The organism is uncultured Sanguibacteroides sp., assembly GCF_900543425.1.
Lineage (GTDB): Bacteria > Bacteroidota > Bacteroidia > Bacteroidales > Marinifilaceae > Gabonibacter.
This window is the reverse complement of sequence record NZ_UQRQ01000011.1, coordinates 55,777-82,248: the sequence shown is the minus strand read 5'-3', so window position 1 is coordinate 82,248 and position 26,472 is coordinate 55,777. Positions and strand designations below refer to the sequence as shown.

General features: G+C 40.6%; 21 protein-coding genes. 10 read left to right on the top strand and 11 right to left on the bottom strand.

Annotated features, from left to right (window positions below):
* The first annotated feature begins 32 nt into the window (after positions 1 to 32).
* From QZR76_RS07985 to QZR76_RS07975, 3 genes are all read left to right on the top strand, one after another.
* On the top strand, positions 33 to 1,286 hold the full coding sequence (locus QZR76_RS07985; RefSeq protein ID WP_294142044.1) for a putative sulfate exporter family transporter: 1,254 nt from the start codon (positions 33 to 35) through the stop codon (positions 1,284 to 1,286).
* A gap of 96 nt (positions 1,287 to 1,382) precedes the next feature.
* Positions 1,383 to 2,039 carry a fructose-6-phosphate aldolase gene (gene fsa, locus QZR76_RS07980; RefSeq protein ID WP_294142042.1) on the top strand — a complete coding sequence of 219 codons (657 nt, stop codon included), beginning with the start codon at positions 1,383 to 1,385 and terminating at the stop codon, positions 2,037 to 2,039.
* An 11-nt stretch (positions 2,040 to 2,050) separates the two neighbouring features.
* On the top strand, positions 2,051 to 2,659 hold the full coding sequence (locus QZR76_RS07975) for an L-threonylcarbamoyladenylate synthase (protein WP_294142040.1): 609 nt from the start codon (positions 2,051 to 2,053) through the stop codon (positions 2,657 to 2,659).
* A gap of 67 nt (positions 2,660 to 2,726) precedes the next feature.
* Here QZR76_RS07975 and QZR76_RS07970 read toward each other — a convergent pair whose 3' ends face one another.
* From QZR76_RS07970 to QZR76_RS07945, 6 genes are all read right to left on the bottom strand, one after another.
* Complete coding sequence (locus tag QZR76_RS07970; protein WP_294142038.1) at positions 2,727 to 4,175, bottom strand: potassium transporter TrkG; 1,449 nt, start codon at positions 4,173 to 4,175, stop codon at positions 2,727 to 2,729.
* Positions 4,172 to 5,515: a Trk system potassium transporter TrkA gene (gene trkA / locus QZR76_RS07965; protein ID WP_294142036.1), complete on the bottom strand. Its 1,344-nt coding sequence runs from the start codon at positions 5,513 to 5,515 to the stop codon at positions 4,172 to 4,174. The genes QZR76_RS07970 and trkA overlap by 4 nt, the downstream gene beginning before the upstream one ends.
* Before the next feature lie 86 nt (positions 5,516 to 5,601).
* The gene (locus QZR76_RS07960) at positions 5,602 to 7,548 is read right to left on the bottom strand and encodes a ComEC/Rec2 family competence protein (protein ID WP_294142034.1); all 1,947 of its coding nucleotides are present in this window, start codon (positions 7,546 to 7,548) and stop codon (positions 5,602 to 5,604) included.
* A 56-nt stretch (positions 7,549 to 7,604) separates the two neighbouring features.
* A complete protein-coding gene (def, locus tag QZR76_RS07955; protein ID WP_294142032.1) occupies positions 7,605 to 8,159 on the bottom strand; it encodes a peptide deformylase in 555 nt (184 codons plus the stop codon).
* A gap of 3 nt (positions 8,160 to 8,162) precedes the next feature.
* On the bottom strand, positions 8,163 to 8,588 hold the full coding sequence (ruvX, locus tag QZR76_RS07950) for a Holliday junction resolvase RuvX (RefSeq protein ID WP_294142030.1): 426 nt from the start codon (positions 8,586 to 8,588) through the stop codon (positions 8,163 to 8,165).
* Positions 8,589 to 8,593: 5 nt separating this feature from the next.
* The gene (locus QZR76_RS07945; protein ID WP_294142028.1) at positions 8,594 to 8,905 is read right to left on the bottom strand and encodes a septum formation inhibitor; all 312 of its coding nucleotides are present in this window, start codon (positions 8,903 to 8,905) and stop codon (positions 8,594 to 8,596) included.
* Between the two features lie 249 nt (positions 8,906 to 9,154).
* Between QZR76_RS07945 and QZR76_RS07940 the strand changes: the two genes are divergently transcribed.
* Together QZR76_RS07940 and QZR76_RS07935 are read left to right on the top strand one after the other, a co-directional pair.
* On the top strand, positions 9,155 to 10,123 hold the full coding sequence (locus tag QZR76_RS07940; protein ID WP_294142026.1) for a carbamate kinase: 969 nt from the start codon (positions 9,155 to 9,157) through the stop codon (positions 10,121 to 10,123).
* A gap of 116 nt (positions 10,124 to 10,239) precedes the next feature.
* Positions 10,240 to 11,241: an ornithine carbamoyltransferase gene (locus QZR76_RS07935; protein WP_294142024.1), complete on the top strand. Its 1,002-nt coding sequence runs from the start codon at positions 10,240 to 10,242 to the stop codon at positions 11,239 to 11,241.
* 46 nt (positions 11,242 to 11,287) lie between these two features.
* Here the strand turns inward: QZR76_RS07935 and QZR76_RS07930 are convergent, their stop codons facing one another.
* Positions 11,288 to 11,626: an STAS domain-containing protein gene (locus QZR76_RS07930; protein WP_294142023.1), complete on the bottom strand. Its 339-nt coding sequence runs from the start codon at positions 11,624 to 11,626 to the stop codon at positions 11,288 to 11,290.
* Positions 11,627 to 11,878: 252 nt separating this feature from the next.
* Here QZR76_RS07930 and gcvT point away from each other — a divergent pair, with 252 nt between their 5' ends.
* The 4 genes from gcvT (at position 11,879) to QZR76_RS07910 (ending at position 16,753) form a co-directional block, all read left to right on the top strand.
* Entirely contained in the window at positions 11,879 to 12,976 is a 1,098-nt protein-coding gene (gene gcvT, locus QZR76_RS07925; protein WP_294142021.1) for a glycine cleavage system aminomethyltransferase GcvT, read from the top strand.
* Positions 12,977 to 13,212: 236 nt separating this feature from the next.
* Entirely contained in the window at positions 13,213 to 14,286 is a 1,074-nt protein-coding gene (serC, locus tag QZR76_RS07920; RefSeq protein WP_294142019.1) for a 3-phosphoserine/phosphohydroxythreonine transaminase, read from the top strand.
* A gap of 144 nt (positions 14,287 to 14,430) precedes the next feature.
* Positions 14,431 to 15,351: a 3-phosphoglycerate dehydrogenase gene (locus tag QZR76_RS07915; RefSeq protein WP_294142018.1), complete on the top strand. Its 921-nt coding sequence runs from the start codon at positions 14,431 to 14,433 to the stop codon at positions 15,349 to 15,351.
* Between the two features lie 151 nt (positions 15,352 to 15,502).
* Entirely contained in the window at positions 15,503 to 16,753 is a 1,251-nt protein-coding gene (locus tag QZR76_RS07910) for a DUF1015 family protein (protein WP_294142016.1), read from the top strand.
* A 422-nt stretch (positions 16,754 to 17,175) separates the two neighbouring features.
* Here the strand turns inward: QZR76_RS07910 and QZR76_RS07905 are convergent, their stop codons facing one another.
* From QZR76_RS07905 to QZR76_RS07890, 4 genes are read right to left on the bottom strand one after another with little or no spacing between them, the layout of a single operon-like run.
* Positions 17,176 to 18,510 (bottom strand): ABC transporter permease, encoded by a 1,335-nt coding sequence (locus QZR76_RS07905; RefSeq protein WP_294142014.1) that lies wholly within the window; start codon positions 18,508 to 18,510, stop codon positions 17,176 to 17,178.
* Positions 18,511 to 18,522: 12 nt separating this feature from the next.
* Positions 18,523 to 19,440 carry an ATP-binding cassette domain-containing protein gene (locus QZR76_RS07900; RefSeq protein ID WP_294142012.1) on the bottom strand — a complete coding sequence of 306 codons (918 nt, stop codon included), beginning with the start codon at positions 19,438 to 19,440 and terminating at the stop codon, positions 18,523 to 18,525.
* Positions 19,441 to 19,483: 43 nt separating this feature from the next.
* Complete coding sequence (locus QZR76_RS07895) at positions 19,484 to 19,798, bottom strand: acetyl-CoA carboxylase biotin carboxyl carrier protein subunit (RefSeq protein WP_294142010.1); 315 nt, start codon at positions 19,796 to 19,798, stop codon at positions 19,484 to 19,486.
* 17 nt (positions 19,799 to 19,815) lie between these two features.
* Positions 19,816 to 21,360, bottom strand: coding sequence for an acyl-CoA carboxylase subunit beta (locus tag QZR76_RS07890; protein ID WP_294142007.1), 1,545 nt, complete (start codon positions 21,358 to 21,360; stop codon positions 19,816 to 19,818).
* Between the two features lie 362 nt (positions 21,361 to 21,722).
* Here QZR76_RS07890 and QZR76_RS07885 point away from each other — a divergent pair, with 362 nt between their 5' ends.
* Positions 21,723 to 26,471 carry a translocation/assembly module TamB domain-containing protein gene (locus tag QZR76_RS07885; protein ID WP_294142006.1) on the top strand — a complete coding sequence of 1,583 codons (4,749 nt, stop codon included), beginning with the start codon at positions 21,723 to 21,725 and terminating at the stop codon, positions 26,469 to 26,471.
* Position 26,472 lies beyond the last annotated feature (1 nt).

The window sequence follows — 26,472 nt, the reverse complement described above, 5'->3', positions numbered from 1 at the left end:
TTTGCCACCGAATAAATTTAAGAATTAGTCAGATGAGCAAATTTAAGATTTCCGAAGATTGGACCTCAGCAATTGTGGGGTGGTTTATTATTTTATTGATTATTTTTCAGTTGAAACCGCATTGGCCTTCTTTTAGTTGGCCGGATGCAGACGTCTTAATGAATAAAGTGTTTGCTTTAGATAACGTGGGACACGCTCTTTTGGTGTTTGGGTTTATGTTTATTATGGCATTGATCGCCGGAAAAATGACCGGTCGTGGTTTTAAATCCGTTATCTATAGTTTCCCTGTCGTATTCTTTTTGACACTTTTGGCTATGGTCGTCGGCGGGAATAAATTTTTAAAGGATTGGGGACTGGAAACAGTAATATTCAGTTTATTGATCGGCCTTTTCATTAGCAATGTTTTTTCTATTCCCAAATGGTTGAAAGAGTCCCTTTCTTCGGAACTTTTTGTGAAGATCGGATTGGTGTTATTGGGAACGACCGTATTGTTTGGAGACTTGTTGAAGTCCGGTTCGTTAGGGTTGATACAGTCTTGTATTGTTGTCTTTGTCGTGTGGAATTTTTGTTTCTGGTTATGCAAGAGAATGGGCATTGATAAAGAGATGGCCCTAATGTTATCCAGTGCTGTTTCCATCTGTGGCGTGTCGGCTGCCGTGGCTACGGCGGGGGCAATCAAGGGGGATAAGACTAAATTGTCCTATGTCGTTTCGTTGGTTCTGGTCGTGGCTGTCCCGATGATTATACTTATGCCGGCTTTGGCTAAATTGCTCGGTTTGCCGGAAGATATGGCGGGGGCTTGGATAGGAGGAACGATTGATACTACCGGAGCTGTAGCCGCAACGGGAGCTATATACGGGGAGGTCGCTTTGCAAACCAGTACCATTGTGAAATTTTCTCAGAATGTATTATTGGGTATTGCCGCTTTTTTAATCAGTATATATTGGTCCTATACCAAAAAGGAGGTAGAGGGAGTAGAGGAAAAACCGACTTTAAAAGTAATATGGACCCGTTTTCCGAAATTTGTATTGGGTTTTGTTGCTGCTTCTTTGGTGTTTTCTTTTATGATAGACCCGGCCGTTGTGAATGAGGCAAAACCGATTCTGAAAAATATTCAAGGGCTGTGGTTTGCGCTTGCGTTTACTTCAATCGGTTTGGAAACGGATTTCAGGAGTTTGATTACCTCCGAAAACAGACGTTCGACATATGCGTTTTTAGGAGCCCAGACATTTAATGTATTTTTTACCTTATTGATAGCTTGGTTGTTATTTGGTGTATTGAGTTGAGAATGATAATTTTAATTCTTCATTTTTAATAATATTCAGATATTGTTTATACTTTTGTGTGCAGTTCATGATGTTAAACCTAAAAATGATAAGATAATGAAGTTTTTTATTGACACCGCAAATTTGGATCAGATTCGGGAAGCTAATGATTTGGGGGTACTGGACGGAGTGACAACAAATCCCTCGTTGATGGCCAAAGAAGGAATAAAAGGAGTAGAAAATTGCAAAAAACACTATATCGAGATATGCAACATCGTAGATGGAGATGTTAGTGCGGAAGTGATTTCGACTGATTACGAAGGAATGATTAGAGAAGGAGAGGAGTTAGCTGCCTTACATCCCAATATCGTAGTGAAAGTGCCTTGTATCGCGGATGGAATTAAAGCTATAAAATATTTTTCGGGAAAAGGAATTCGTACGAATTGTACTTTGGTTTTTTCACCGGGACAAGCTTTGTTGGCTGCTAAGGCAGGTGCTACCTATGTGTCTCCTTTTGTCGGTAGATTAGATGATATCAGTAGTGACGGTATTGAATTAGTGGAAAAAATTGTGGATATGTATGCTTATTATGGATACAATACCCAAGTGTTAGCCGCTTCGATACGCCATACGCAACATATTATTCAATGTATAGAGGCCGGAGCGGATGTCGCTACCTGTCCGTTAAGTGCTATCAAAGGGCTATTGAAGCATCCGTTGACAGACAGTGGTTTGGCTACATTCTTGGCTGATTACAAGAAGGTGAACTCGTAAATCAGCGGGTTATGTTTGTACGCTTATTCGAGGATAATCCCAACGAAAGGGAGATTCGGAAAATTGTGGATTTGTTACACGACGGAGGCGTGATTATTTATCCTACCGATACGATCTATGCTATCGGGTGTGATATTAATAACGTGAAAGCGGTGCAACGGGTATCGGCCCTTCGCGGTGTAAAAGCGGAGAAGGCAAATTTCTCAATGATATGTAAAGATCTGAGTAATATATCTATCTACGCAAAGGTGAATAATGAGGTATTCCGGACGATGAAGCAGTACTTGCCGGGCCCTTATACCTTCGTGTTACCTGCCACGAATAAACTACCGAATGTGTTGATGAATAGGCGGAAAACGATAGGAATACGGATTCCCAATAATTTTATAGTGCAGGCCATCGTAAAAGAGTTAGGCGGGCCTTTGTTGACAACCTCCGTAAAGGGAGATCCCAATGAGGAAGTCGAATACATTACGGATCCGGAATTGATTTATGAAAAGTATGAAAAAGTGGTGGATATGGTTATTGACGGTGGTTACGGTAAGAATATTCCTTCGACCGTATTGGATTGTACGGGAGATGAAATAGCCGTATTACGTCAGGGATTGGGAGAATTATAAGATCACTTACTTTTATGATATAACGGCGGTCTCTTTTAAGAGAGCGCCGTTTTTATTGCCGGCTGAGTTATTTTTTCCAGAAAGTCCTACTGAATAAAACGAGTACGGTAAATACCTCCAAACGACCGACTAACATTAGGATTGCCAGAAATATTTTTGCGATATCAGACAGACTTGAAAAATTATCCATCGGGCCAATTTCTCCGAATCCTGGTCCCACGTTGCTTAAAGAGGTAATTACGGCACTACAGGCTGTTGCAATATCTTTCGTGAAAAAAGACATGATAACGCTGGAGATACCGAATATGAAGATGTATAGGATGGCAAAACCCATCACCCCGCTCATGATGTTCGGATGCACGCTTTTGTTATTGTACTTTACGTTAATGATCCCGTTGGGGTGTATGATCCGTTTCATCTCGATGAATGAGTTTTTAAACAGCAGGCTTAAACGGACACATTTTAATCCGCCTGCGGTGGAACCTGCCGAAGCCCCGATAAACATCAATACGAAAATAATAATGCCCAAAAGAGGAGGCCACAGAAGGTAATCGGTTGTAGCGTATCCTGTGGTCGTTTGTATGGTAACGACTTGGAATAATGCATCGCGTATGCTTTTCTCTAAATCGGAATACCCGTTAAAATAGAGCCCTGAGGCAATAATTGTGCTGGATACGATGACAATTAGAAAATAGAGTTTAAATTCTTCATCCCGGAAAGGGTTACGTATCTTTTTTAGAATTACGGAATACATGAGCCCGAAATTCGTTCCTGCCAAAAACATGAAGATAATAAATACATATTGAATATAGGCTGAATCCCAGTAAGCAATGCTATTTTGTTTCGTCGAGTATCCTCCGGTTGCCATGGTGGTAAATGAATGGCAGATGGAATCGAAAAGATCCATTCCGCCCAAGAGGAGGAATCCTGTTTGTAAAATAGTTAGGGATAAGTATAGAGTCCACATACGTTGCGCTGTTGAGGTGAATGTGGCCGTAAATTTATCGTGAGTCGGACCCGTTACTTCCGCCACGAACATATCGCGTCCTTCAATCCCGAAACCGGGTAGGATAGCAAGTAGTAATACGATGATTCCGATACCTCCCATCCATTGGGTTAGGGAGCGCCAGAACAAGGTCGCATGCGGAAGTGTTTCGACATTATTTATAATGGAAGAACCCGTTGTGGTAAATCCGGACATGGTTTCGAAGACAGCATCGACAACGGATGGGATGGTATTGCCGAACAAGTAGGGTAAACAACCGAACACGGTAAAAATAACCCAAGTAGAAGTTACGATGAAATACCCGTCTTTCTTGGCTAAAACCCGGTCCTTGACTTTTACCGTAAATGCCATAAGTGATCCGGCGGTTAACGTGATTAGGGTGGAATAGATGAATGCCAGTAAATCGTTTTCCCCGTAAATTAGAGCAACAACGATACAAAGCATGAGAAAGGCACTTTCCACTAATAAAAGTTTTCCTATGATATTAACGATAAATCGGAAGTTAATCATCTTTGAAAGAGCTTAATTACTTTTTTTACGGCATTAGGCAAAGCGAAAATAACCACGTTATCTCCGGCTGCAATTTGTACGTCTCCTTTGGCAATAATGGCTTCGCCATCCCGGATGACCCCTCCGACTGTTGCGTTAAGGGGGAAGTTTACATCTGCCAATGTTTTTTTAGTAATCCTGGAACCTGCTTCTGCCGTTAATTCGAAAACCTCGGCCTCAGAAAACGTCAGGAATTTCAGGTGTTTTACATCTACATTCATGGTATAACGATAGATGTGTGAGGCGGCAATTAATTTTGTATTAACTAATGTTCCTATACCTATATTTTCAGCAAGATCGATATAATCGATATTTTCCACTTCCGCTACACTCTTTTTTACTCCTAATTTCTTGGCTAATAAGCAAGACAGTATGTTTGTTTCGGAAGAGTGCGTAACGCTAATGAAAGCATCTGTATTTTTGATTCCCTCTTCCCGGAGAAGGGCAAGATCCCGTCCGTCGCCATTGATAACCAAGGTCGATTTTAATTTGTCGGCTAATAGGATGCATTTTTCCCGGTCTTTCTCAATAATTTTTACATTGTAGTTTTTCTCTAACAGAGAAGCTGCTTTTACTCCAATGCGGGAACCTCCCACGATAACGACATTTTTAATTTCATATTGTGATTTTCCACAGAGGGCAAAGATATTGGGGACATAAAACGGCTTCGTTACAATGAAGACCAAATCTCCGTACATAAAAGAATCTAATCCTCTCGGAATAATGGTTCTGTCTGCTCTTTTTATGGCAACGACCCGAAAGTTCTGAGCTCCATAGCGTTCAGCCATTTTGATCAGGGTCAAATTTAAAACCGGGGCATTTTCCCATAGTTTAATACCTAAGAGCTGCAGTCTCCCGTCGGAGAATTCGTGTAATTGTCTTGATCCACTTTGCTTTAAAGAGGCGACAATCTCTTCTGCAGCTAAACGCTCGGGATAGATCAGAGAGTCGATCCCGATCATTTTCAAGTACTCTTTATTTTCGTTTTCCAGGTATTCGCTGTTGTTTACCCTGGCGATCGTCTGTTTCGCTCCTAATTTTTTGGCTAAAATGGCTGAATTGATATTTTGGTCTTCTAAATGATTTACCGCAATGAATAGATCACATTTGTTTACACCGGCATCTTTTAAGGCTCCGATAGAGGTACATGATCCTACGATAGATAGCACATCCAGCTGGTTTTCGAGTAATTCCAGTTTTTCCTGATCGCTGTCTATCAACATGATATTATGCTCTTGCTTGCTGAGCATATTCGCGAGATGTGTTCCGACTTCTCCTGCTCCCGCTATAACGATATTCATTTTAGTTAGGTGTTATTTAAGCCAGCAAAATAAAGAATTATAATTTTAATACCATAATTTTGCTGAATGAAATTACGATAAAAGGGCTATTTTAGTTTGAGTTGCAATGATCCGTTTTCAGCAGTAGCTTGCAAAGGAATCCCTTTTTCTTTTGCCCATATTCTCCAAACTTCTATGCTACTACTGTAATTGGAGCCATCAAGTATGATTTTTTTTAATTTACTTTCGGATTGACAAGAGAGCTGGCCGGGAAAAATATTCCCGGTGATAACGAGGTAGTCGGTAGGGGGAATGCTTCGGGTTGAGGTGTCGGCAATGTATAATGAAACAACAGGGGAGACGAGTTGATTACGAGTGTGTTGTATTTGGGTCGTAACAAAGCCGTGATGGGGAGGGATGGCTTTCAGTCGATTCGCTTCTATATAGGGAAGATTTTGCGAAAAAGGGTGGGTGTTCTTCAGAAAGGTATAGTATCCTTTATAATTTAACAGAATCATAGAACTGTTATGTCGGTGATAGATAACGATCTCTTGATTGTTTTGTTTGTCGTATCGGGAAATGACACAGAAGAGGAGCAGGAAGACAAAGGTAAAGTATATGATGTGGCGAATGTATGGTGTACGCTTTTTCAGGTAAACCAGAAAAGACAGAATGAGAAGGTAAATTAAAACAAGTTGTATCGGAGTGGGATAGAGATTATCTTGTACGAGAGTAAAACGGTCAAAAGTACGTAGCAGGAATAGAAGGGATCGTTCTATTCCCATGATAAAAGGAGAGAGGAGTAAGCCGATACAGTCCGGTAATGCAAGTAATAGAATACCCCCGTATAATAGAGATGTAGCCAAGGGTATGGCTACGATATTGATGATAACGCTGTTTAAAGTCAAGTAATGAAAATAGTAGGCCGTTAGGGGGAGAATGGCAATTTGGGCTGCCAGACTAAGACAGCAAAGCGAATAGATTTTTCGAATGATGATAGGCCAATGGGTGGATCTTGCCCGGAAAACGGGATAAAGTAGTACGATTCCCGTGTATGCCGCATAAGACATTTGAAAGCTGACGGAATAAAGCAGTATAGGCTTTATTAATAACGTAAAAAAAGCGGAGGCCCCGATGGCGTTTAAAGGAACATGATCTTTGTGTAATAGTTTACTTATGGTGATAAAACTTAGAATAGACGCTGCTCTGCATGCCGACGGAGAGAGGCCCGATACGAAAGCGAATAACCATAATAAGGGAATAAGTAGCCATACTCCCTTTTTCAGATGAAAAACCGATAGAACAGACGTTAATAACAAGTAGATGGCTCCCATGTGTAGACCGGAGATCGCCAATAAATGGATTGTTCCGGTGGATTGAAATACTTTGCGGTAATCCGGAGAAATATTGTATTTGTAACCGAGGCATAGCGCCTGTAAGAGTGAGCGTGTTGTTGTGTCCTTTACCGTGCGATCTAATTTTTCGAGTAATATATTCCGAATTCTTTGTGAAATCCCCCATATGGAGTACCGGTGTTTGACAGGAATCAGCGGAGAGAGTGCGATTCCTTGTACATGGATTCCCTGTTGCCGGAGGTAGCTATTGTAATTGAATTCATTGATATTAGAGCGAGAGGAAAGGGGAAATAACCTGGCCCGGAAAGAGAGGTAATCTCCGATTTCCGGAAGAAGAGAGTCGTTCACCTGCAAGCGTATACATAGTTTCTTGTTTTTTATGATGTAATGACCTGGTGAAGACTGACCGATGTATTCTCCTGTTATAGCGTAGTCTTTTCCGGTTCGGGGAATGGGAATTTCCGGAGAATGATTTCTATAGGCGGCAAGAAGAAAGAGGAATAAGGCGAGAGATAGATTTTGAAATAGAAAATTCCGGGAAAATAAGAAAGTGAATACGATGGAAGAGAGTGAGAAAAGTATACCTATCACGTATTCTTGGGGAGTGAAGGTTGTCATGTGGTTGCTCCATAAAATCCCGGCTACTACCGGAAGGGATAGTAGTATAAAAGGATATTTATGTTTGGATAAAGCAAACATACGCAATTGGTTTATAATGAATAAACTACAGCGTATGTTCTTATGGAGGGCCTGAATTATTTCGGCAATACGACTCTGTAGTCTATTTTAAATTTACCGGCGCTGATATTATTCAGCTTGCTCTTTAATAGTCTTTTTTTCAATACGGAAAGATGATCCGTGAATACTATCCCATCCAAATGATCGTATTCGTGTTGTATGATACGAGCGCACATCCCTTCGAATTCTTCCACATGATCCTCCCAATTTTCGTCTTTATAAGCAATTTTAATTTTGTCTTTTCTAAGAACATCCTCGTGAATTCCGGGGATGCTGAGACATCCTTCGTTTTGTAATACGTTCTCCCCTGTCCGCTCTATGATGTGGGCGTTGATGAAGGCCTTTTTAAAATCTTTACACCGGGGGTCGTATTCTTCAAACGGAGTACCGTCTATCACGAAGATACGGATGTTTTTTCCGATCTGGGGTGCAGCGAGCCCTACGCCATCCGATTCATACATGGTTTGCCACATATCTTCCAATAATTTAGGCAGTCCCTCGTAATCGGGCGTAATATCTTCTGATATTTTTCGAAGGATCGGATGTCCGTAGATATAAATAGGTAAAAGCATATATTAAATGTTTAAATTTCGTTGTTTTTCCATATAAGACTGTAGAATGATCGTTGCGCTGATGGTATCGACGATCGCTTTGTTCTGCCTTTGTTTCTTTTTAGCTCCTCCTTCCAGTAAGGCTTTATGGGCTAATACGGAGGTAAACCGTTCGTCGTACATTTCCACGGGAATGGTTGGAAATTTTCGTTTTAATGCCGTGAGAAAAGGTTTGATATAAACCATACTCTCGGAGTCCGTGTTATTCAATTGCTTCGGGTAGCCCACGACAAACAGATCAACCGTTTCTTTGGAAATGTAATCTTCCAGAAATTGTAAAATTTCATGTGATCCGACTGTTGCGATGCCGTTGGCAATAATACGACAAGGATCTGTTGCGGCAACTCCAACCCGTTTTTTCCCGTAATCGATAGCAACAATTCTTCCCAATACGTTTACTTTTTTATTATAATGAAAATATCCTCATTTTCATTTTTCATTAAATACTGTTCTCTCGCGAATTTTTCGAGATTATCACGGTTACTCAACAATTCCTCTTTTTTCCGGTTATCCTCTTCAATTTTTTTCATGTAATATCGCTTTTCGCTTTCCAGTTTGAGAATTTTGGATTGTAATTGAATCTTATCGATAAAACTGTATTTATCGAATAAAACGATCCAGATGACAAACACCAGAGTAACAAACGTGTACTTGTTTGCGAATCGTTGAAAAAAGTACCGGATAGGTTGTTTTTTTTCGCCTTGCATATGGCAAAGATACGAAAAAGAGAAAGTTAAATGAAAGTTCTATTGGAAATTTTTATACAGGAAAAGGTCGATTTTGCGCTGCATATTTATAAAAACGGAGAGAATATTTATACATATAGTTAATAATCAGTATGTTGCTTGGGAATAAAAATGGAATTTACCTATTTTTCATATGACTTATTTCGTTAGCTTTGTGGACGAAAATGAAGCATTGAAAAGAGTTAGAAAAATAATTATAAAAGTTGTTGTATGGAAAAGAAACTGGCTGTGGTTGCCCTGGGTGGTAACGCTTTGCTGAGAGGAAATCAAAAGGGAACAATCGAGGAGCAAAACGCGAACACGATTGACACTTTGGAGAATTTAATCTTTTTACTGAAAGATGGATATAACCTTATCATTTCTCACGGAAATGGTCCGCAAGTCGGAAATGTTTTGATGGATAATGCTGCCGGTGTGGAAAAATATGGAAATGCAGCTATGCCGTTGGACGTGTGTGTGGCTTATACGCAGGGGCAGATCGGATACATGATCGAACGTAATTTGCGTAATATCTTAAAAAAACACGGGATCAAACGTAACGTGATCTCTATGGTGTCGCAGGTTATCGTGGATAAAAATGATCCTGCAATGCATAATCCTACCAAGCGTGTTGGAAAAATCTACATGAAGGATGAAGCCGACAAATTGGCAAAGGAAAAAGGTTGGGTGTTTAAAGAGGAGATTAAGGTTGAGGGAGGTTGGAGACGAGTTGTTCCTTCTCCGGATCCGATTGACTTTATGAACGCGGAGTTAGTGGAGCGTCTGGCTCGGGAAGGGAATATCGTTATTACCACGGGAGGAGGAGGAATTCCGGTGTATTTGGATGAACAGGGTGAAATTAAACCGTTAGAAGGTGTAATCGATAAGGATTTGGCTTCTTCCATGGTGGGTAATCGAGTGAAAGCAGACGAATTTTATATTTTGACGGATGTACCTTATATCTATAAGGATTATAAAAAACCGACTCAACAGGTATTGGAGTTTTTGGATTATGCCGATACGGTAAAATACCTGGAGGATGGAACTTTTGCAGAAGGTAGTATGGCACCCAAAATCAGAGCTTGTTTACGTTTTGTAAAGAATGGCGGATTGAAAGCCGTGATTACGGAGGCCACGAAGTTGGAAGATAAAAAATACGGTTCAAAAATAACAATGGAATACGAAGACGATAGAAGATGATTTTTCACTTTCTATTCTCGCTTCTATATTGTAAATTTGGCGAAATTTTATAGAGGAAAGAACATCGTTTTTTCCCCTATTAAAATCTAAAATCATAAATCTAAAATTATATTAGTATGGCTTTTAATTTAAGAAACAGGAATTTTTTGAAGTTATTGGACTTCACTCCGAAAGAGATTAAATACATGTTGGATTTGGCTGCGGATTTGAAAAAGGCAAAGTATGCAGGAACAGAACAACCTCGTTTGAAAGGAAAAAATATCGCTTTGATATTTGAAAAAACATCTACTCGTACTCGTTGTGCTTTTGAGGTAGCCGCTTATGATCAAGGTGCTCATGTGACTTACCTGGGTCCTTCCGGATCTCAGATCGGCGTAAAAGAATCGATGAAGGATACGGCTCGCGTACTGGGACGTATGTACGACGGAATCGAATATCGCGGATTTGCCCAGAAAACTGTTGAAGAGCTGGCCGAGTACGCGGGAGTGCCCGTGTGGAACGGATTGACGAATGAGTTCCATCCGACTCAGATATTGGCTGACTTCCTGACCATGATGGAGCATTCGGATAAACCATTGAATCAGATTACTTTTGCTTATCTCGGAGATGCTCGTTTTAACATGGGTAATTCGTTGATGGTCGGTGGAGCTAAAATGGGAATGGATGTACGTATTATTGCTCCGAAAGGATTGCAGCCCGATGCCGAATTAGTTGCTACTTGTCAGGAGATTGCCAAGGAAACCGGAGCCAAAGTAACAATTACGGATAATGTTGAAGCTGGTGTGAAAGGTTGCGACTTCTTGTATACGGATGTATGGGTATCCATGGGCGAGCCTGCAGAAGTTTGGGCGGAGAGAATCAAACTCTTGACCCCGTATCAGGTGAATAAGAAAGTAATGGAAATGACCGGAAACAAGAATTGTAAATTCATGCATTGTTTACCGGCATATCATAATCTGGAGACCCAAGTAGGACGTGACGTGCACAAACAGTTCGGAATGGATGGAATCGAAGTAACCGAAGAGGTATTTGAATCTGAAAATTCAATCGTGTTTGATGAGGCCGAAAACCGGATGCATACGATTAAAGCTGTTATGGTCGCTACATTAGGAGACTAAATGATAAGATAAATGAAAAAAAAGCGGGTTTTTACCCGCTTTTTTTTTACATCGATTGTAAACAAGTTTCTCTGGTTCCGGTAATATCGAAGATTACCTGCAAGTGCAATAATTTGAAGATTTCTAACACTTCTGGGGTAAGATTACATAGTTTCAGGGTAGATCCGATACTTTTGGCAGTCTTGAATAAAGCAATAATACAACCGATACCACTACTATCGATAAAATCAATTCCATGGAGATCAAAAACCATTTTACACTCCTTGTTGTTTAAAAGTGGTCTGAGTTGTTGTTTTACTTCGTCGGCGATGGATAGTGTGAATCGGGTTACATCCACAAACTCGACAAGAGTAATTCCGTTTTGTTCTATTACATTGAGAATCATTGTTAATCGGTTTTTTAAGGATTAATATTTATCGTAGTTTATGTTTTTCATTCGAAAAGATATTGTTTTTTGGGCCCTTTATCCGGGTACTATGTTACAAAAGTAATCATTTTTTATTGGAATAAAAAACAGAATAATCCGAAAGACAATATTTTTAATGAAAGGGTGGCAAGGATAAATAAAAATTTTAACTTTGCGGAACGTTTAACACAACGTGCGAAAAATAATATAAATATAAAAATAACAGATAAAATGAAAACTACCGTTTTTACACATTTCCATGAAGCACTTGGAGCGAGAATGGCTCCTTTTGCCGGTTACAATATGCCAATAGAATATACTGGTATAAAGGAAGAACACAATACAGTTCGGGAAAAAGTCGGGGTATTTGATGTTTCTCATATGGGTGAATTTTGGGTGAAGGGTCCCAAGGCTTTTGAACTGGTACAGAAATTGACCTCCAATGACGTAGCCGCATTGACAGACGGAAAAGTTCAATATAGTTGTTTCCCCAATGAGACAGGTGGAGTTGTGGATGATCTTTTGGTATATCGCTTTAGTGCTGAAAAATATTTGCTGGTAGTAAATGCTGCCAATATTGACAAGGATTGGGCATGGTGTACCAAATGGGCTAAAGAGTTGGGAATGAATATCGATACGGACCTGGAAAATGCATCGGATAATATTTGTCAGTTAGCAGTTCAGGGACCTTTGGCTTTAAAAGCGATGCAAAAATTGACAACGGCAAATGTTGAGGACATGGAGTATTATACATTCCAGGAGATTCCTTTTGCCGGAGTAGATAAAGTGATATTTTCCACCACCGGTTATACCGGGGCGGGTGGATGTGAAATTTACGCTTATAATAAAGACGCGGATAAGATTTGGAACGCCGTATTCGAAGCCGGGGCTGAATTCGGTATTAAACCGGCAGGATTAGGAGCTCGGGATACTTTACGTTTAGAGGCTGGTTTCTGTTTATACGGACATGAAATTGACGATACACACTCTCCGATAGAGGCTGGTTTGGGCTGGATCACCAAATTCGTTCCGGGAAACGATTTTATCAATCGGGCTTATCACGAGAAATTGAAGGCGGATAAACCTTCTCGTTACATGAAGCCGTTTGAATTATTGGATAAAGGTATTGCCCGTCAGGGATATGTAATCGAAGATGCCGAAGGAAATGAGATCGGAGTCGTTTGTTCCGGAACTGTTTCTCCTTGGACTGGAAAATCGATCGGAACCGGATACGTGAAGAGTGGTTTCCATAAATTGGATACTGAAATTTATATTCGGGTAAGAAATAAAGCTCTTAAGGCAAAGATTGTAAAGACGCCGTTCTTTTAATCGGATGCATGGAGTGGAATAATCAGAGAGGCATCCGGAGACGGATGCTTCCCTTTTTTAGGTGAAAAATGGGTTTGTAAAGAGCTTTTAGAAGGAGGTAAGCTATTTGATTTTCAGTAAATAAGAAAAACGAATAAAAAAACGGTAAAAAGGTTTTTTATACAGACTTATTTCGCATATTTGTAGTGTTTTTATAAATAAGATTTTCGTATTAAATCTATTAAATAATTTTAGTAATGAGAAAACATATTTTTAATGCCGGTCCTTGTAAACTACCGGATTCTACATTGGAAAATGTATCAAAAGCTGCTCTTGAATTCGGAAACACGGGTCAATCTATTATGGAGGTATCTCACCGTTCTGCTGATTTTCAGGCAGTTTACGATGAAGCTGTTGCTTTATTCAAAGAGGTGTTGAACATTCCGGAAGGTTATTCTGTACTCTTCTTAGGGGGTGGTGCCAGTATGCAGTTTTGTATGATTCCGTACAACTTCTTAAACAAGAAAGCTGCTTACGTGAATACCGGAACCTGGTCTACGGCTGCCATTAAAGAGGCTAAAATGTGGGGAGAAGTGGAAATTGTGGCTTCTTCTGAAGCTGACGGATTTACCTATTATCCGAAATTTACCATTCCTTCTGATGTGGATTATATGCACATTACTTCAAACAATACCATTCGCGGTACTGAAATTTTTGAAGATCCGACTTCTCCGGTGCCTTTGATCGCGGATATGTCTTCCGATATTTGCAGCCGTCCGGTTGATGTGGCCAAATACGCTATGATCTACGGTGGTTGTCAAAAGAACCTCGGACCTGCCGGTGTTACTTTTGTAATCATTAAGAATGATTTCTTGAATAACGTGGTAAAAGACAGAATGATTCCGACGATGTTGCGGTATCAGACTCATGTAGATAAAGAATCTATGTATAATACACCTCCTTGTATCAATATTTTTGGGGTAAAAGAGACCTTGAAATGGGTAAAGGCAATGGGAGGAGTAAAAGCTATGGAGAAATTGGCTATTGAAAGAGCCGACATGGTGTATGCTGAATTGGAGAGAAGTAAGGTATTCCGTCCTGTTGTTAAAGAAGGCTCTCGTTCCAGAATGAATATTCCGTTCTTGTTGAGAGAAGGATACGAGTCTTTGGAGAAAGAATTCCTTGATTTTGCAAAATCTAAGAATTTGGTAGGTCTTAAAGGTCACCGTTCTGTAGGTGGATTCCGTGCTTCTACCTATAATGCATGTACGATTGAAGATGTAAAAGCTTTGATTGCTGCCATGCAAGAATTTGAAGCAAAACATATTTAATGATTATAGATTTACGATTTTAGATCTACATTCGGTTTGCTTTTGGCAAACGGATTGTGATCCGGAATCGTAAATCTTTTTTTTTATTATTAAAACATACGATGTTTCCCGTTTCGGAAAAGTCGTGATTTAAAATTTATCGAGATGGCAAAGAAAGTTTTAGTCGCAACAGAAAAACCGTTTGCAGCTGTTGCCGTAAAAGGAATTAAAGAGATTGTTGAAGCTCAGGGATATGAGTTCGTTTTATTGGAAAAATATAGTTCACAGGCAGAGTTGCTTGCAGCTGTTGCTGATGTGGATGCTATGATTATTCGTTCTGATAAAGCGACTAAAGAGGTGATCGACGCTGCCAAGAATTTGAAAGTAATCGTTCGTGCAGGAGCCGGATATGATAATATCGATTTGGCTGCTTGTACAGCACGTGGCATTGTTGCCATGAATACTCCGGGACAGAATTCAAATGCCGTTGCTGAATTAGCTTTCGGTATGATGGTTTACATGGCCCGTAATTTCTATAACGGGAAATCAGGTTCCGAGTTGAAAGATAAGACGATCGGTATTCATGCTTATGGAAACGTAGGTCAGAATGTTGGACGTATCGCTCGCGGTTTCGGTATGGAAGTATATGCTTTTGATCCTTTCATGACAGATGAGCAAATCAAAGCCGCTGGTGCGACTCCATTGCACTCTGCAGAAGAGATGTATAAAAAATGTCAATACATTTCATTGCATATCCCGGCAACGGAACAAACCAAAAAATCGATCAATTACAATTTGTTGAAAGACATGCCGAAGGGAGCTGTTTTGGTAAATACGGCCCGTCAGGAAGTAATTGACGAAGAAGGTTTGGCTAAGTTGATGGAGGAGAGAAACGATTTCCACTACATCACCGATATTGCTCCGGTATGTGATTGTTTCAGTAAATTCGAAGGTCGTTTCTTTACTACTCCTAAAAAGATGGGAGCTCAGACAGAAGAGGCTAACGTGAACGCAGGTTTGGCTGCAGCGCATCAGATCGTTAATTTCTTCGAGAAAGGCGATCAGAAATTTAAAGTAAACAAATAAGATTATAAATTTGGATTTACGATTAAATAAGGATTAATAGATGGGGTGAGTATGGAATTCAGGAGATTACCAATTGAAAATCCACTGTTTAGCACCCAATCGTTAAATCAGTATAGTTGTAAATCGTAAATCATTAAATCTAAAATTAAGTATGGCTATAGTAAAACCATTTAAAGGATTACGTCCACCAACCCAAGAGGTTTGCGAAGAGTTGGCGTGTCTGCCTTATGATGTGATGAACTCGGAGGAAGCCGCTCAAATGGCTGCCGGAAAGCCTCGTTCTTTATTGCATGTGACCCGTGCGGAAATAGATTGTGCTCCTGGTACGGATATTCATTCCGAAACCGTTTATAATAAGAGCGTAGAGAACTTTAAAATGTTCCAGGATAAAAACTGGTTAGTGCAGGATGCCGAACCTAAGTTTTATATTTATGCTCAGACGATGGAGGGAAGAACTCAATACGGTATCGTGGGTTGTGCTGCTTGTGAAGATTACATGAACGGAGTCATTAAAAAACATGAACTGACCCGTCCGGATAAGGAAGAGGATCGTATGATCTTGACCCGTTACGTGAAAGCCAATCTGGAACCTGTATTTTTTGCCTATAAGGCTGTTCCTGAAATCGACGCTATCGTGGAGGATATCGTGAAAAACCGGGAAGCCGATTATGATTTTGTGGCGGAAGATGGCTTCGGACATCATTTTTGGGCTATCAATTGTCCGGAGACCAATAAACGTTTGGAAGAGTTATTTGCCACAAAAGTTCCTTATACTTATGTGGCTGACGGACATCATAGAACGGCTGCGGCTGCTCGCATCGGAGCTGAGTTCAAATCTAAGAATCCGAATCATGACGGAACGGAAGAGTATAACTTTTTCATGGCAGTACATTTCCCGGATACTCAGTTGAAAATTATCGACTACAACCGGGTTGTGAGAGATTTGAACGGGTTGACCGAAGAGGAATTATTGGCTAAGTTAGCCGATCATTTCACCGTAGAATGTATGGGAACGGAAATTTACCATCCGTCTAAATTGCATGAGTTTAGCATGTATTTGGGAGGAAAATGGTACAAGCTGACAGCCAAAGCAGGAAGTTACGACGATAATGATCCTATCGGAGTATTGGATGTGACTATCCTTTCCAATCATGTATTAGCGGATATTCTTGATATTCAGGACTTGCGTCGTTCTACCCGCATTGACTTCGTCGGCGGAATTCGTGGTTTGGGCGAATTGAAACGTCGTGTTGATAATGGCGAAATGAAAGTGGCTTTTGCCCTTTATCCTGTTTCTATGGAGCAATTGATAAATATTGCAGATACTGGTAATATCATGCCACCGAAAACTACTTGGTTTGAACCAAAGCTTCGTTCCGGAATGGTAATTCATAAAATCTGATTATAGCGGCCTTCGGGCCGCTTTTTTTATGCCTTGAAACTTTATTAATTTAAACAATTTTGTACCTTTGTTTTGCCAAAGTATATTTATCGGGTAAATACCGCATAGATGAATCCGTCTTATTATATAAGAGCAGGGAATTCCTCGCACGTGTATTTATCCGTGTATACTTTGGAAAAGTGAGGAACCCTGCTCTTTTTTGTATGATAAGCAAAGTAACAGACTGGGGCATGAAATAAGAACTGGTTATCCGTTCGAAAACAAAGATCGTTGGAGTATACGTGATATGTAGCGTGAGGTTACCAGGTATTAGGAAAGATTAAATTTCTATAGAGAAATTGAAGATGCGGTTGAGAGATAAGTGTTCATGTTGGTGACAGAGGTGGTGTTGTCAACCGGGTAGTAGCACTACCCGGTTTCGTTTAATATTTTAACCACTTGTATAATTCTTTCCAAGTAACTTTTTTGCCATACATCAGAATACCAATGCGATAGATCTTACCGGATAACCAAGTGAAGAACAAAAAAGCGGCAACCAAGACGAGCATAGACGTTATGATTTCCCACATGGGGACTCCAAAAGGAATTCGGACAAGCATAACAACAGGAGAAGTAAACGGAATCAATGAACCCCAGAATGCTATTGACGAATCCGGATTTTTCATGGCAGCTATACCGATATAGAAAGCAACAACCAGGATGATAGACAGGGGAGTCATAAATTGCTGCGAGTCCGTTTCGTTATCGACGGCTGCACCTATGGCTGCAAACAAAGAAGCATACAATAGATACCCTCCCATAAAATAAAAAAGAAAGGTCCCGATGAATTTGAGAATGAATGAAGGGTCTATTGTCTTCACGAGACTTTGAATGATGGCAAGTTGCTGCGGATTAAAGGTCGAATCTTGAGCCATTATTCCTAAATCGGTTGCGTTTTTCAGGGCTTCTATGTCTATATTAGGCATGAAAGCGACTTGTACGATAATGATTACGAACAGGCATATCACTATCCAGATAAGGAATTGCAAAAGACCGACAGCAGCGACCCCGATGATCTTGCCCAGAAGAAACTGAAAAGGTTTTACGGAGGAGACGAGCACTTCAATGATTCGGTTCGTTTTTTCTTCGATAACTCCTTTTAAAACCTGAGAGGCATACATGAAAATAAAGAAATAGATGATGATTCCCGGAACAAGCCCTATGATTGAGGCGATCTCTGAAGAGCTTTCTTTGACGTCACCTTTTCCCGATACGACCATCGTCCGAACCAATACGGGGGTTCTCGTGTTCTGTAACCTTTCTTCCAAATCGGGAATTTGGCTTTCCGCAATGACTTGTGAACGTTTGATACTTTCAATCTTCTGACGCAATTGGGCAGAAAATTCGTTCTTTAACTCCATGGGAACCTGAGAAAGCGAATAAATAGAAAATTCACCGTCTCGCATTACTTCTTGAGGAATGATTGCGATGGCGTATAAATTGTTTTGTTTCAAGTATTGAGCAAAATCACTTTCCGGAATATCCTGATCCAAATAGGTGAAAGTGGTATTGTTAATCTGCTTAAAAGGTTGTTCGATAGAAGAGTGGTTGATGACAGCAATATCCCGTTTTTGCTGATCGTTTCTTAATAACATCCACATTAAAAAAGCATAAAATAAAGCAAAAAGAATCGGGACGAAGATCGTGACGATCAGGAATGTTTTTTTGCGAACCCTTGTCGTGAATTCCCGGTTGATAATAATTAAAGTTTTGTTCATAGTAGTTTAATCTTATTGCTCTTTTACCAGTTTAATAAAAATATCGTTCATTCCGGGAATGATTTTTTGGAAAGAAATGATTTCGGTTTCGGGTAATACCCTGTTTAATAAGATATTCGAGGTACAAGGTCGGGTTTGTTGCAGAACGATTTCCTGCATATCTCCTTCTATCCGTTGAGATATGATTTCGAATTCGTTTCCGAGAATTTGTTCCGGGAGAAATTGAGAATTGTACCTGCAAGTTAATTTATAAGTATTGCTCGCGTATTTTTCCCGGATTTGATTAATGGGGCCTTCGATAATTTTCCGGGACTTGTTAATCAAAGCGATGTGACTGCAAATTTCTTCGACGGATGCCATGTTATGAGTGGAGAAAATGATAGTTGTACCTTTACGCCGTAATTCCAGAATTTCTCTTTTCAGTAGCTCCACATTGATAGGATCAAATCCGCTGAAAGGTTCATCGAAGATCAATAATTCCGGTTCGTGGAGTACGGTGGTGATAAATTGAACTTTTTGCGCCATACCTTTTGATAATTCTTCCACTTTCCTGTCCCACCAGTTTCCGATTTCGAATTTTTCAAACCACATTTTCAATCGGTCAATAGCCTCTTTTTTGCTTATACCCTTGAGGCGGGCGAGGTATACAGCTTGTTCTCCGACTCTCATCTTTTTGTACAATCCCCGTTCCTCCGGCAAATAACCGATATGGTTTACGTCTGACCGTTGTAAAGGATTACCTTTGAATAACAGTTCTCCGGCATCGGGAGCGGTGATTTGGTTAATGATTCGAATTAAAGAAGTTTTTCCCGCTCCGTTGGGACCTAATAGGCCGTAGATTGAGCCTTCCGGGATGTCAATGGAAACATGATCTAAGGCTACGTGTTGGGTATAAGTTTTAACGATGTCTATCGCTTTGAAGAAACTCATGATGTTAGGTTTGTTTAAAGCCGCCCCGAAGGGCGGCTTTTCGTTATTCTATCTCGAACATTGACGTGTCTTTGGGAAGTTTGTCTCCTTTTTTTACATGGATTTTTTTTACATGTCCGGAAATCGGAGCGAGCACTTTATTGTGCATCTTCATGGCTTCCAGCAGGCATAACAGATCACCCGCTTCAACCTCTTGTCCCTCTTGAACATAGATATCTATAATGGATCCCGGAATGTGAGTCGTAACATTTCCCGGATCCGGTTTTTCCCATTTCTGACGATTGGTAAATTTTGTCGTCAGGTGAGTTTTGTATTTTAACCCGTCAATTTCCAGGCTATCGTATTTACAATTGCTCATCGTGGTATGTTTTAAAGTTAAAATGGAGGAATCCCGTGTTTTTTAGCAGGAGTCATAACCGATTTATTGCTGGATACCTCGATAGAGTGTTTTAATATTTTCCGGGTCTCTTCCGGTTCGATAACAGAGTCGATGTAACCTTTAGATGCAGCTACATAGGGATTCGCAAATTTTTCCCGGTATTCGGCTACCTTAATTTTGCGCATCTCTTCCGGATTTTCGGCCGACATGATCTCTTTTCTAAAAATAATGTTGGCAGCACCTTCCGGGCCCATTACCGCAATTTCGGCTGTTGGCCACGCGAACATGAAGTCTGCTTTCAAATGACGGGAGTTCATGGCAATATAACCTCCTCCGTAAGCCTTTCTTAAGATAACGGTTACTTTGGGTACGGTAGCTTCACTGTAAGCATATAAAACTTTGGCTCCGTGACGAATAACTCCCATGTGTTCTTGTTCCGCTCCCGGTAAATATCCCGGCATGTCCTCGAAAGTTACCAATGGAATATTGAAAGCATCACAGAAACGAATGAATCTTCCGGCTTTATCAGAGGAGTCACAGTCCAATACACCTGCCAAGACACAGGGTTGGTTGGCCACGAAACCGATTGTTTCTCCGTCGATACGGCCGAAACCTACAACGATATTCTGTGCAAATTCTTGTTGAACTTCCAAGAAATCCGAGTCATCGGCTACGGCCCTGATAACGTCTCTCACGTCATAAGGTTGAGTCGGATCTGCTGGAACTATTTTTTCAATTTTGTATTCCGGTTTGGGAGGTTTAGGTGGGAATGGTTTTGCTTTCGCTTGATTACTCCACGGAATGAAGGTTAGTAATTTTTTGATTTGCTCAAAACATTCGTGCTCGGTTGGTGCGAAGAAATGGGCGTTTCCACTAACTTGACTATGTACTTTTGCTCCGCCTAACTCTTCCATGGAAATTTCTTCTCCCAGAACTGTTTTCACGACCTCAGGTCCTGTAATAAACATTTTAGAGATATTATCTACCACGAAAACGAAGTCAGTCAAGGCCGGAGAATAAACAGCTCCTCCCGCACAAGGACCTAAAATAACAGATAATTGGGGGATTACTCCTGATGCTTGGGTATTGCGGAAGAAAATTTCTCCGTATCCGGCTAAAGAGTCGACTCCTTCTTGAATACGGGCACCACCGGAATCGTTAATACCGATTAAAGGCATACGCATTTTCAAAGCATGGTCCATGATTTTGGTGATTTTGCGGGCATGCATGAGTCCTAAAGAACCTCCTGCTACCGTAAAATCTTGTGCATAAATACATACAGGTTCACCGTAAATGGTACCGGTACCGATGATCACACCGTCCCCGTGAAGAACCTTTTTATCCATGTCAAAATCTTTTGCCTGATGCTCTACGAACATGTCGTATTCGTGGAAAGAATCTTTGTCGAGAATGGCTTCAATTCGTTCGCGAGCTGTCAATTTTCCCATGGCAGCCTGCTTCTTAATCGCCTCTTCGCCACCTCCTTGAAGAACAATCTCTTTTCTCTTTCTTAAATCAAGAACATTTCTTTTAAGTGACATATTTTACATTTTGGTTAATAAATAATGTGTCATTCTTTTTTAGAAAAAACACACCTACCAGTTTGCAAGATTACGAAAAAAAAACGAGGAAAAAAAACGGCATGAATTGATATTTAATATAATGAATTGATAGCTAAATGCTTATTCTACGTTTTTTGAGAGTAGGCAAATGGATGGGTTTTCGTAACTTGTATTTCGAGTTATTCGTTGAAATAAATTTAAGAGGTTATTCCTTATGAAGAAGATGGAGAAGTGGTAGCATTCTTCGGGGATAGCGACTGAAAAGAGATTTAAGATGTTGTAGGTAGGGAATTGAAAAGAAATAATTGTAGTTTTGTTGGGATTTTTGACTGTAAAAGAAAATGAAGGTCTTACGGAAGGTTTTGAAATATGTTTTGAGAGGCGTATTGTTTTTATGGGGAGTCGTCGTGCTGCTCGTATTACTTTTATATGTGCCGGCAATTCAAGATTATGTAAGGACAAAAGTCGAAGATTACGCGTCTGCAAATTTGGGGATAGATTTATCGGTGAAAAGAATATTATTAAAGTTTCCCTTAGATCTTTACGTGGAAAAAGTTTATGCCGAGCGGACAAAGGGAGATACATTGTTGGCTGCCGAGCAGATTCAGGTCAATGTATCTTTGCTTAAGTTGTTGAAAAAAGAAGTTGAGGTGCGTCGTTTGCTGTTGGAAAAGGTGGTCGTTCGTTTATCCGACGGCTTGTCGGGGATGAAATTGGATGTCGTTTTGGGGCAATTGCGTTTACAGGCAGGAAGGGCTGATTTGAATCGACAGGATGCGGAGGTAAACTCTTTGTTATTAGCGGATGGAAATGTTAAATTCCGGGCGGGTAAAGAAACGGCAGACTCTGTCGATACGGTTGCTACTCCCTTGGCATGGCGTTTTTTGTTGGATGAAATTTCTTTGAAAAACGTGAATTACGAGATGATGGGATTACCGATGGGATGGCTTCGGACCGGGATAGGAAATGGAGAGTTGGAGGCCGGTCTGGTCGATTTGGGAAGTCAGTCAATTGCAATTCGACGGTTGGGATTGGAGGGAGCTTATTGTGAACTTCAGACGACAAATCAGGATGAGGAATCAGACCAAGAGGCTCCTGTCGTACAGAAGAAAGTGGCAGACACTACAGCTTGGGAAGTAAAGGTGAATGAGCTGGATTTGAAGGATGGACGTTTTAAGATGGGGCCCGAGTACGAGAATCGTGAGGTTTTTCCGGAGGTGATCGATGTCTATTCTTTAGCCGTTGTGATGGATAGCGTTTATAATTGCGGGATGGAAGTCGCTGCTGTGATTAAGAGTATACGATTGCAGGAAAAGAACGGGTTGGATATTCGTAATCTATCGGGACGAGTAAAGATCGGAGAAGAGTTTATGACATTATCCGATTTGGCCGTAGAAACGCCATACAGTCATTTTTCTTTACAAGCGAAAGTGGGAAGCGGTTTGTCTGGTATGAACTCCTCTACTCCGATGGAAATATTGGCTCAGGGAAATGTGGCCGGTAGGGATATTGCCTTGTTTGTTCCGGATAGTAGCAGTCAATTGAAGGATGTATTACACGATAAATCCATAAATTTGGGAGTAAAAGCAAACGGGACACAGGAACGGATCAATTTGCAATATTTACAATTACGTTCGGATTCCTGTTTTTCTTTTGACGGAAATGGAACGCTTGCTTTTTGGAATGACCCGGAACGGTTGACAGGTACATTTGATTTTATCGCAAAAATAGAAGATAGTAGTTTTTTATCTCCTTTCTGGATGAATGATTCCGCGTCCGGAATCCGGATCCCCAGTCCGATTGAAATGGACGGAGGAGTTGTGGCGTCCGATGGAGATGTTCGTTTTAGATTAGGAATAACTCCCGGTAAAGGAGCGATTAATTTGAATGGTCATTATGGATTGAAAACGGATTCATATCGGTTTGGAGTGAATATCGATCAGGTGGATCTTGCTAAATTCCTTCCCGGAGACTCATTGGGGATGATCACGATGGATCTTTCCGCATCCGGCCGAGGACTGGATTGGGAAAAGGCGACTGCCACTTCAAACCTGGAATTACAATCGTTGGTTTACCGGGGATATTTATACGAGAATATTACCTTAAATATAGCTCTTGCTGCCGGCAAACTAAAGGGCAAATTACAAAGTCCGGTTGAAGACATGTATTTGGATTTGAATTTCGGACTGGATTCCGATCATGGAGATTATAGTGCTGTTTTGGACGGAGAAGTTCATCGGGTTGATTTGCAGGCATTGCATTTTATGCCGGACGAGTTGGCTTTTGCGTCGGGGATTCATTTGGATGCAGCATTAAAGACAGATGGAGAATCTTCCCTGCGATTACAACTCACTGAAATCAAATTAGACCAGAAGGGGCAAAAATTGAATTTGGGTAATTTCGATTTATCAGCCTCCGGCGGAATGGAAAATACAGACGTGAATATGGAAACGGGTGATTTGAGGTTTTCTTTTAAAAGTTGTGAGGGAAGAGAGGAATTGATCCGTCGATTTACGGCAACCGGAGAGCGGGTAGCTCAACAGTTAAAAGAGTATGCTTTGGATATGGACTCTATTCGGGGAAGTTTACCGGATTTCCGATTATACGTTACAGCCGGAAACAACAATCTGTTGAATCAATATTTAAAAATGAACGGCATCCTGTTTAAGAGTTTGAACGTGGACATGAGGGTTCCTCGGGAAAAAGAATTGGATATTACGACGGAGGTAAGGGGAATTGTTATGGAGAAAATGAGTGCGGACAGCTTGTTGGTTCGTGTATGGCAGGAAGGGGCTGTATTGAAATACGGGTTGACTCTTTACGATTCAAAAGATATACAAACCAATTTTTCTCAGGTATCTTTAAACGGAGGAATCGTTTTTGACCAATTGTATGCTCGTTTGAAAGGAAAAACCTTGTCCGGAAAAACGGCGGTTAACGTGGGGATGAATTTTACTTTGCGCGATAGTGTATTCACGTTTAATATTGCTCCTGATTCTTTGATCTTCGGTTATGTCCCCTGGCAAGTGAATCAAGATAATTATCTTCGTTTGTCCCCGGAAAGGACTTTGTCGGCTGATTTGCAATTAACAAGCGGGCAAAAGAAATTTAAGTTGTTGTCTCATCGGGAGCCCGACAGGTCAGGAGAATCTTTGAGTATTGATATTCAGGGTATAGACATGGGACTAATTTCGGAGATGTTACCTTTTATCCCGAATATGTCGGGAATCTTTTCTACCGGTTTGGAGTTAAAGAATCAGGGACATATATTGGACGTGAACGGGAATATCCGGCTCGATCAATTTTTTTATGAACACCAAAGGGTAGGAGATCTGGAGTTGGATGCAGGATATCGATTGACCCGGGAACAACTTCATGAAATAGACTTTGCCTTGCACCTGGATGGAGATAAGACTGTTTTGGCCAAAGGAATGGTCCTGACAGGGAATCAGGATAAGAGTATGTCTATAGATGTAGACATCCCCAAGTTTCCTTTACGTGTGGCAAATGCTTTTATTCCTTCCGGTCTTGTCGATTTGCAGGGAGACCTGCATGGTGCGATCGCTTTTCGGGGGGATCTGGAACATCCTCTGATTAACGGAGGATTTTTATTTCAGCAAGGGCACGTGACGGTTCTACCTGTCGGTACATTATTCCAAATAGATTCAAATCGGATTTCCATTACAGATAACCGGTTGTTATTTAACGGTTTCGGACTAATTGCACCCAATCGTCAACGGATGGAATTGCAAGGGGATGTGAGTTTCGCTTCATTTTCGGATATTCGAATGAATACGACTGTAAATGCCAAAAATTTCCAGGTGATCAAGGTGGATCAAAATGATACCACCATGGTTTACGGTAAAGCCTTTATTGATTTGGGCGTTCAGGTCAAAGGGGCTTTGAATGCTTTATTTATACGGGGTAATGTAGGTCTATTAGATAATAGTGTAATAAACTACACCTTAAAATCGTCACCTCTGGAAGTAAATGATAAAAGTTCTAATATCGTGCGTTTCGTTTCTTTCAGGGATACGACCTTGGCGGAATCGGACGATCGTATCGGAACGATACAGAATAGCAGTTTGGATATTTTGTTGTTATTGAATATTTCTCCTCTGGTTAATTTGAACGTCTTGCTTTCTGATAACGGACAGAATCGAGTTGTTATTAATGGCGGAGGAGAACTGACCTATTCTTTAAGTCCTTTGAATGAAAGTCGTCTTGTGGGTAAATACGTTTTGACGGGTGGTTCTGTAAATTATAGTATCCCTGTTATTGGGGAAAAGGTTTTTACGATTCAGGACGGAAATTTTGTAGAGTGGACCGGAGATATGGCTAATCCGACATTGAATATCACGGCGGCGGAAAATATTTCGGCTAATGTTTCCGATGATAATCAAAATTCAAGAATGGTAAATTTTAAAGCTTTGATTCGGATTACCAATACATTACAGCATCCGGATATAGCTTTTGATTTATCGGCAACCGGAGATATGACCATACAGAACCAGCTGGCTGCCATGACCCCGGAAGAGAGGTCTAAGGAAGCCATGAATCTGATGATATACGGTTCTTATAACGGTCCGGGTACGGTAGCAAAATCAAATGCGTCCAATAATGCGTTGAACGGATTGATTGAAAAGGAGCTGAATCAATGGTCTCGTAGATACCTGAAAGGGATGGATTTAAGTTTCGGAATAAACACTTACAATCAGACAACCGAATCGGGGGAAACCCAAAAGACAGATTATTCATATCAATTTTCCAAACGGTTATTTAATAATAAGGTACGAGTAAAAGTCGGAGGCCGTTTCTCCACGGACAATGATCCGGCAGAGGGAGGTGGCGGTCTCGAAGAAAATTTGATAGATGATATTTCCGTGGAGTATTTGTTTGGAAAAAATCCGAATTTCTTCTTAAAAATATTCAGGCATACCGGGTATGAAAGCGTATTGGAAGGAGAGGTGACACAGACGGGTATCGGTATCGTTTTAAGAAAAAAGTTTCAAAAATTCTTAGATTTGTTCCGGAGGAAAAGTGTAAGAGAAATTAGAAACGGAACCTTAAAAACAGAAAAGGAAAAATAGA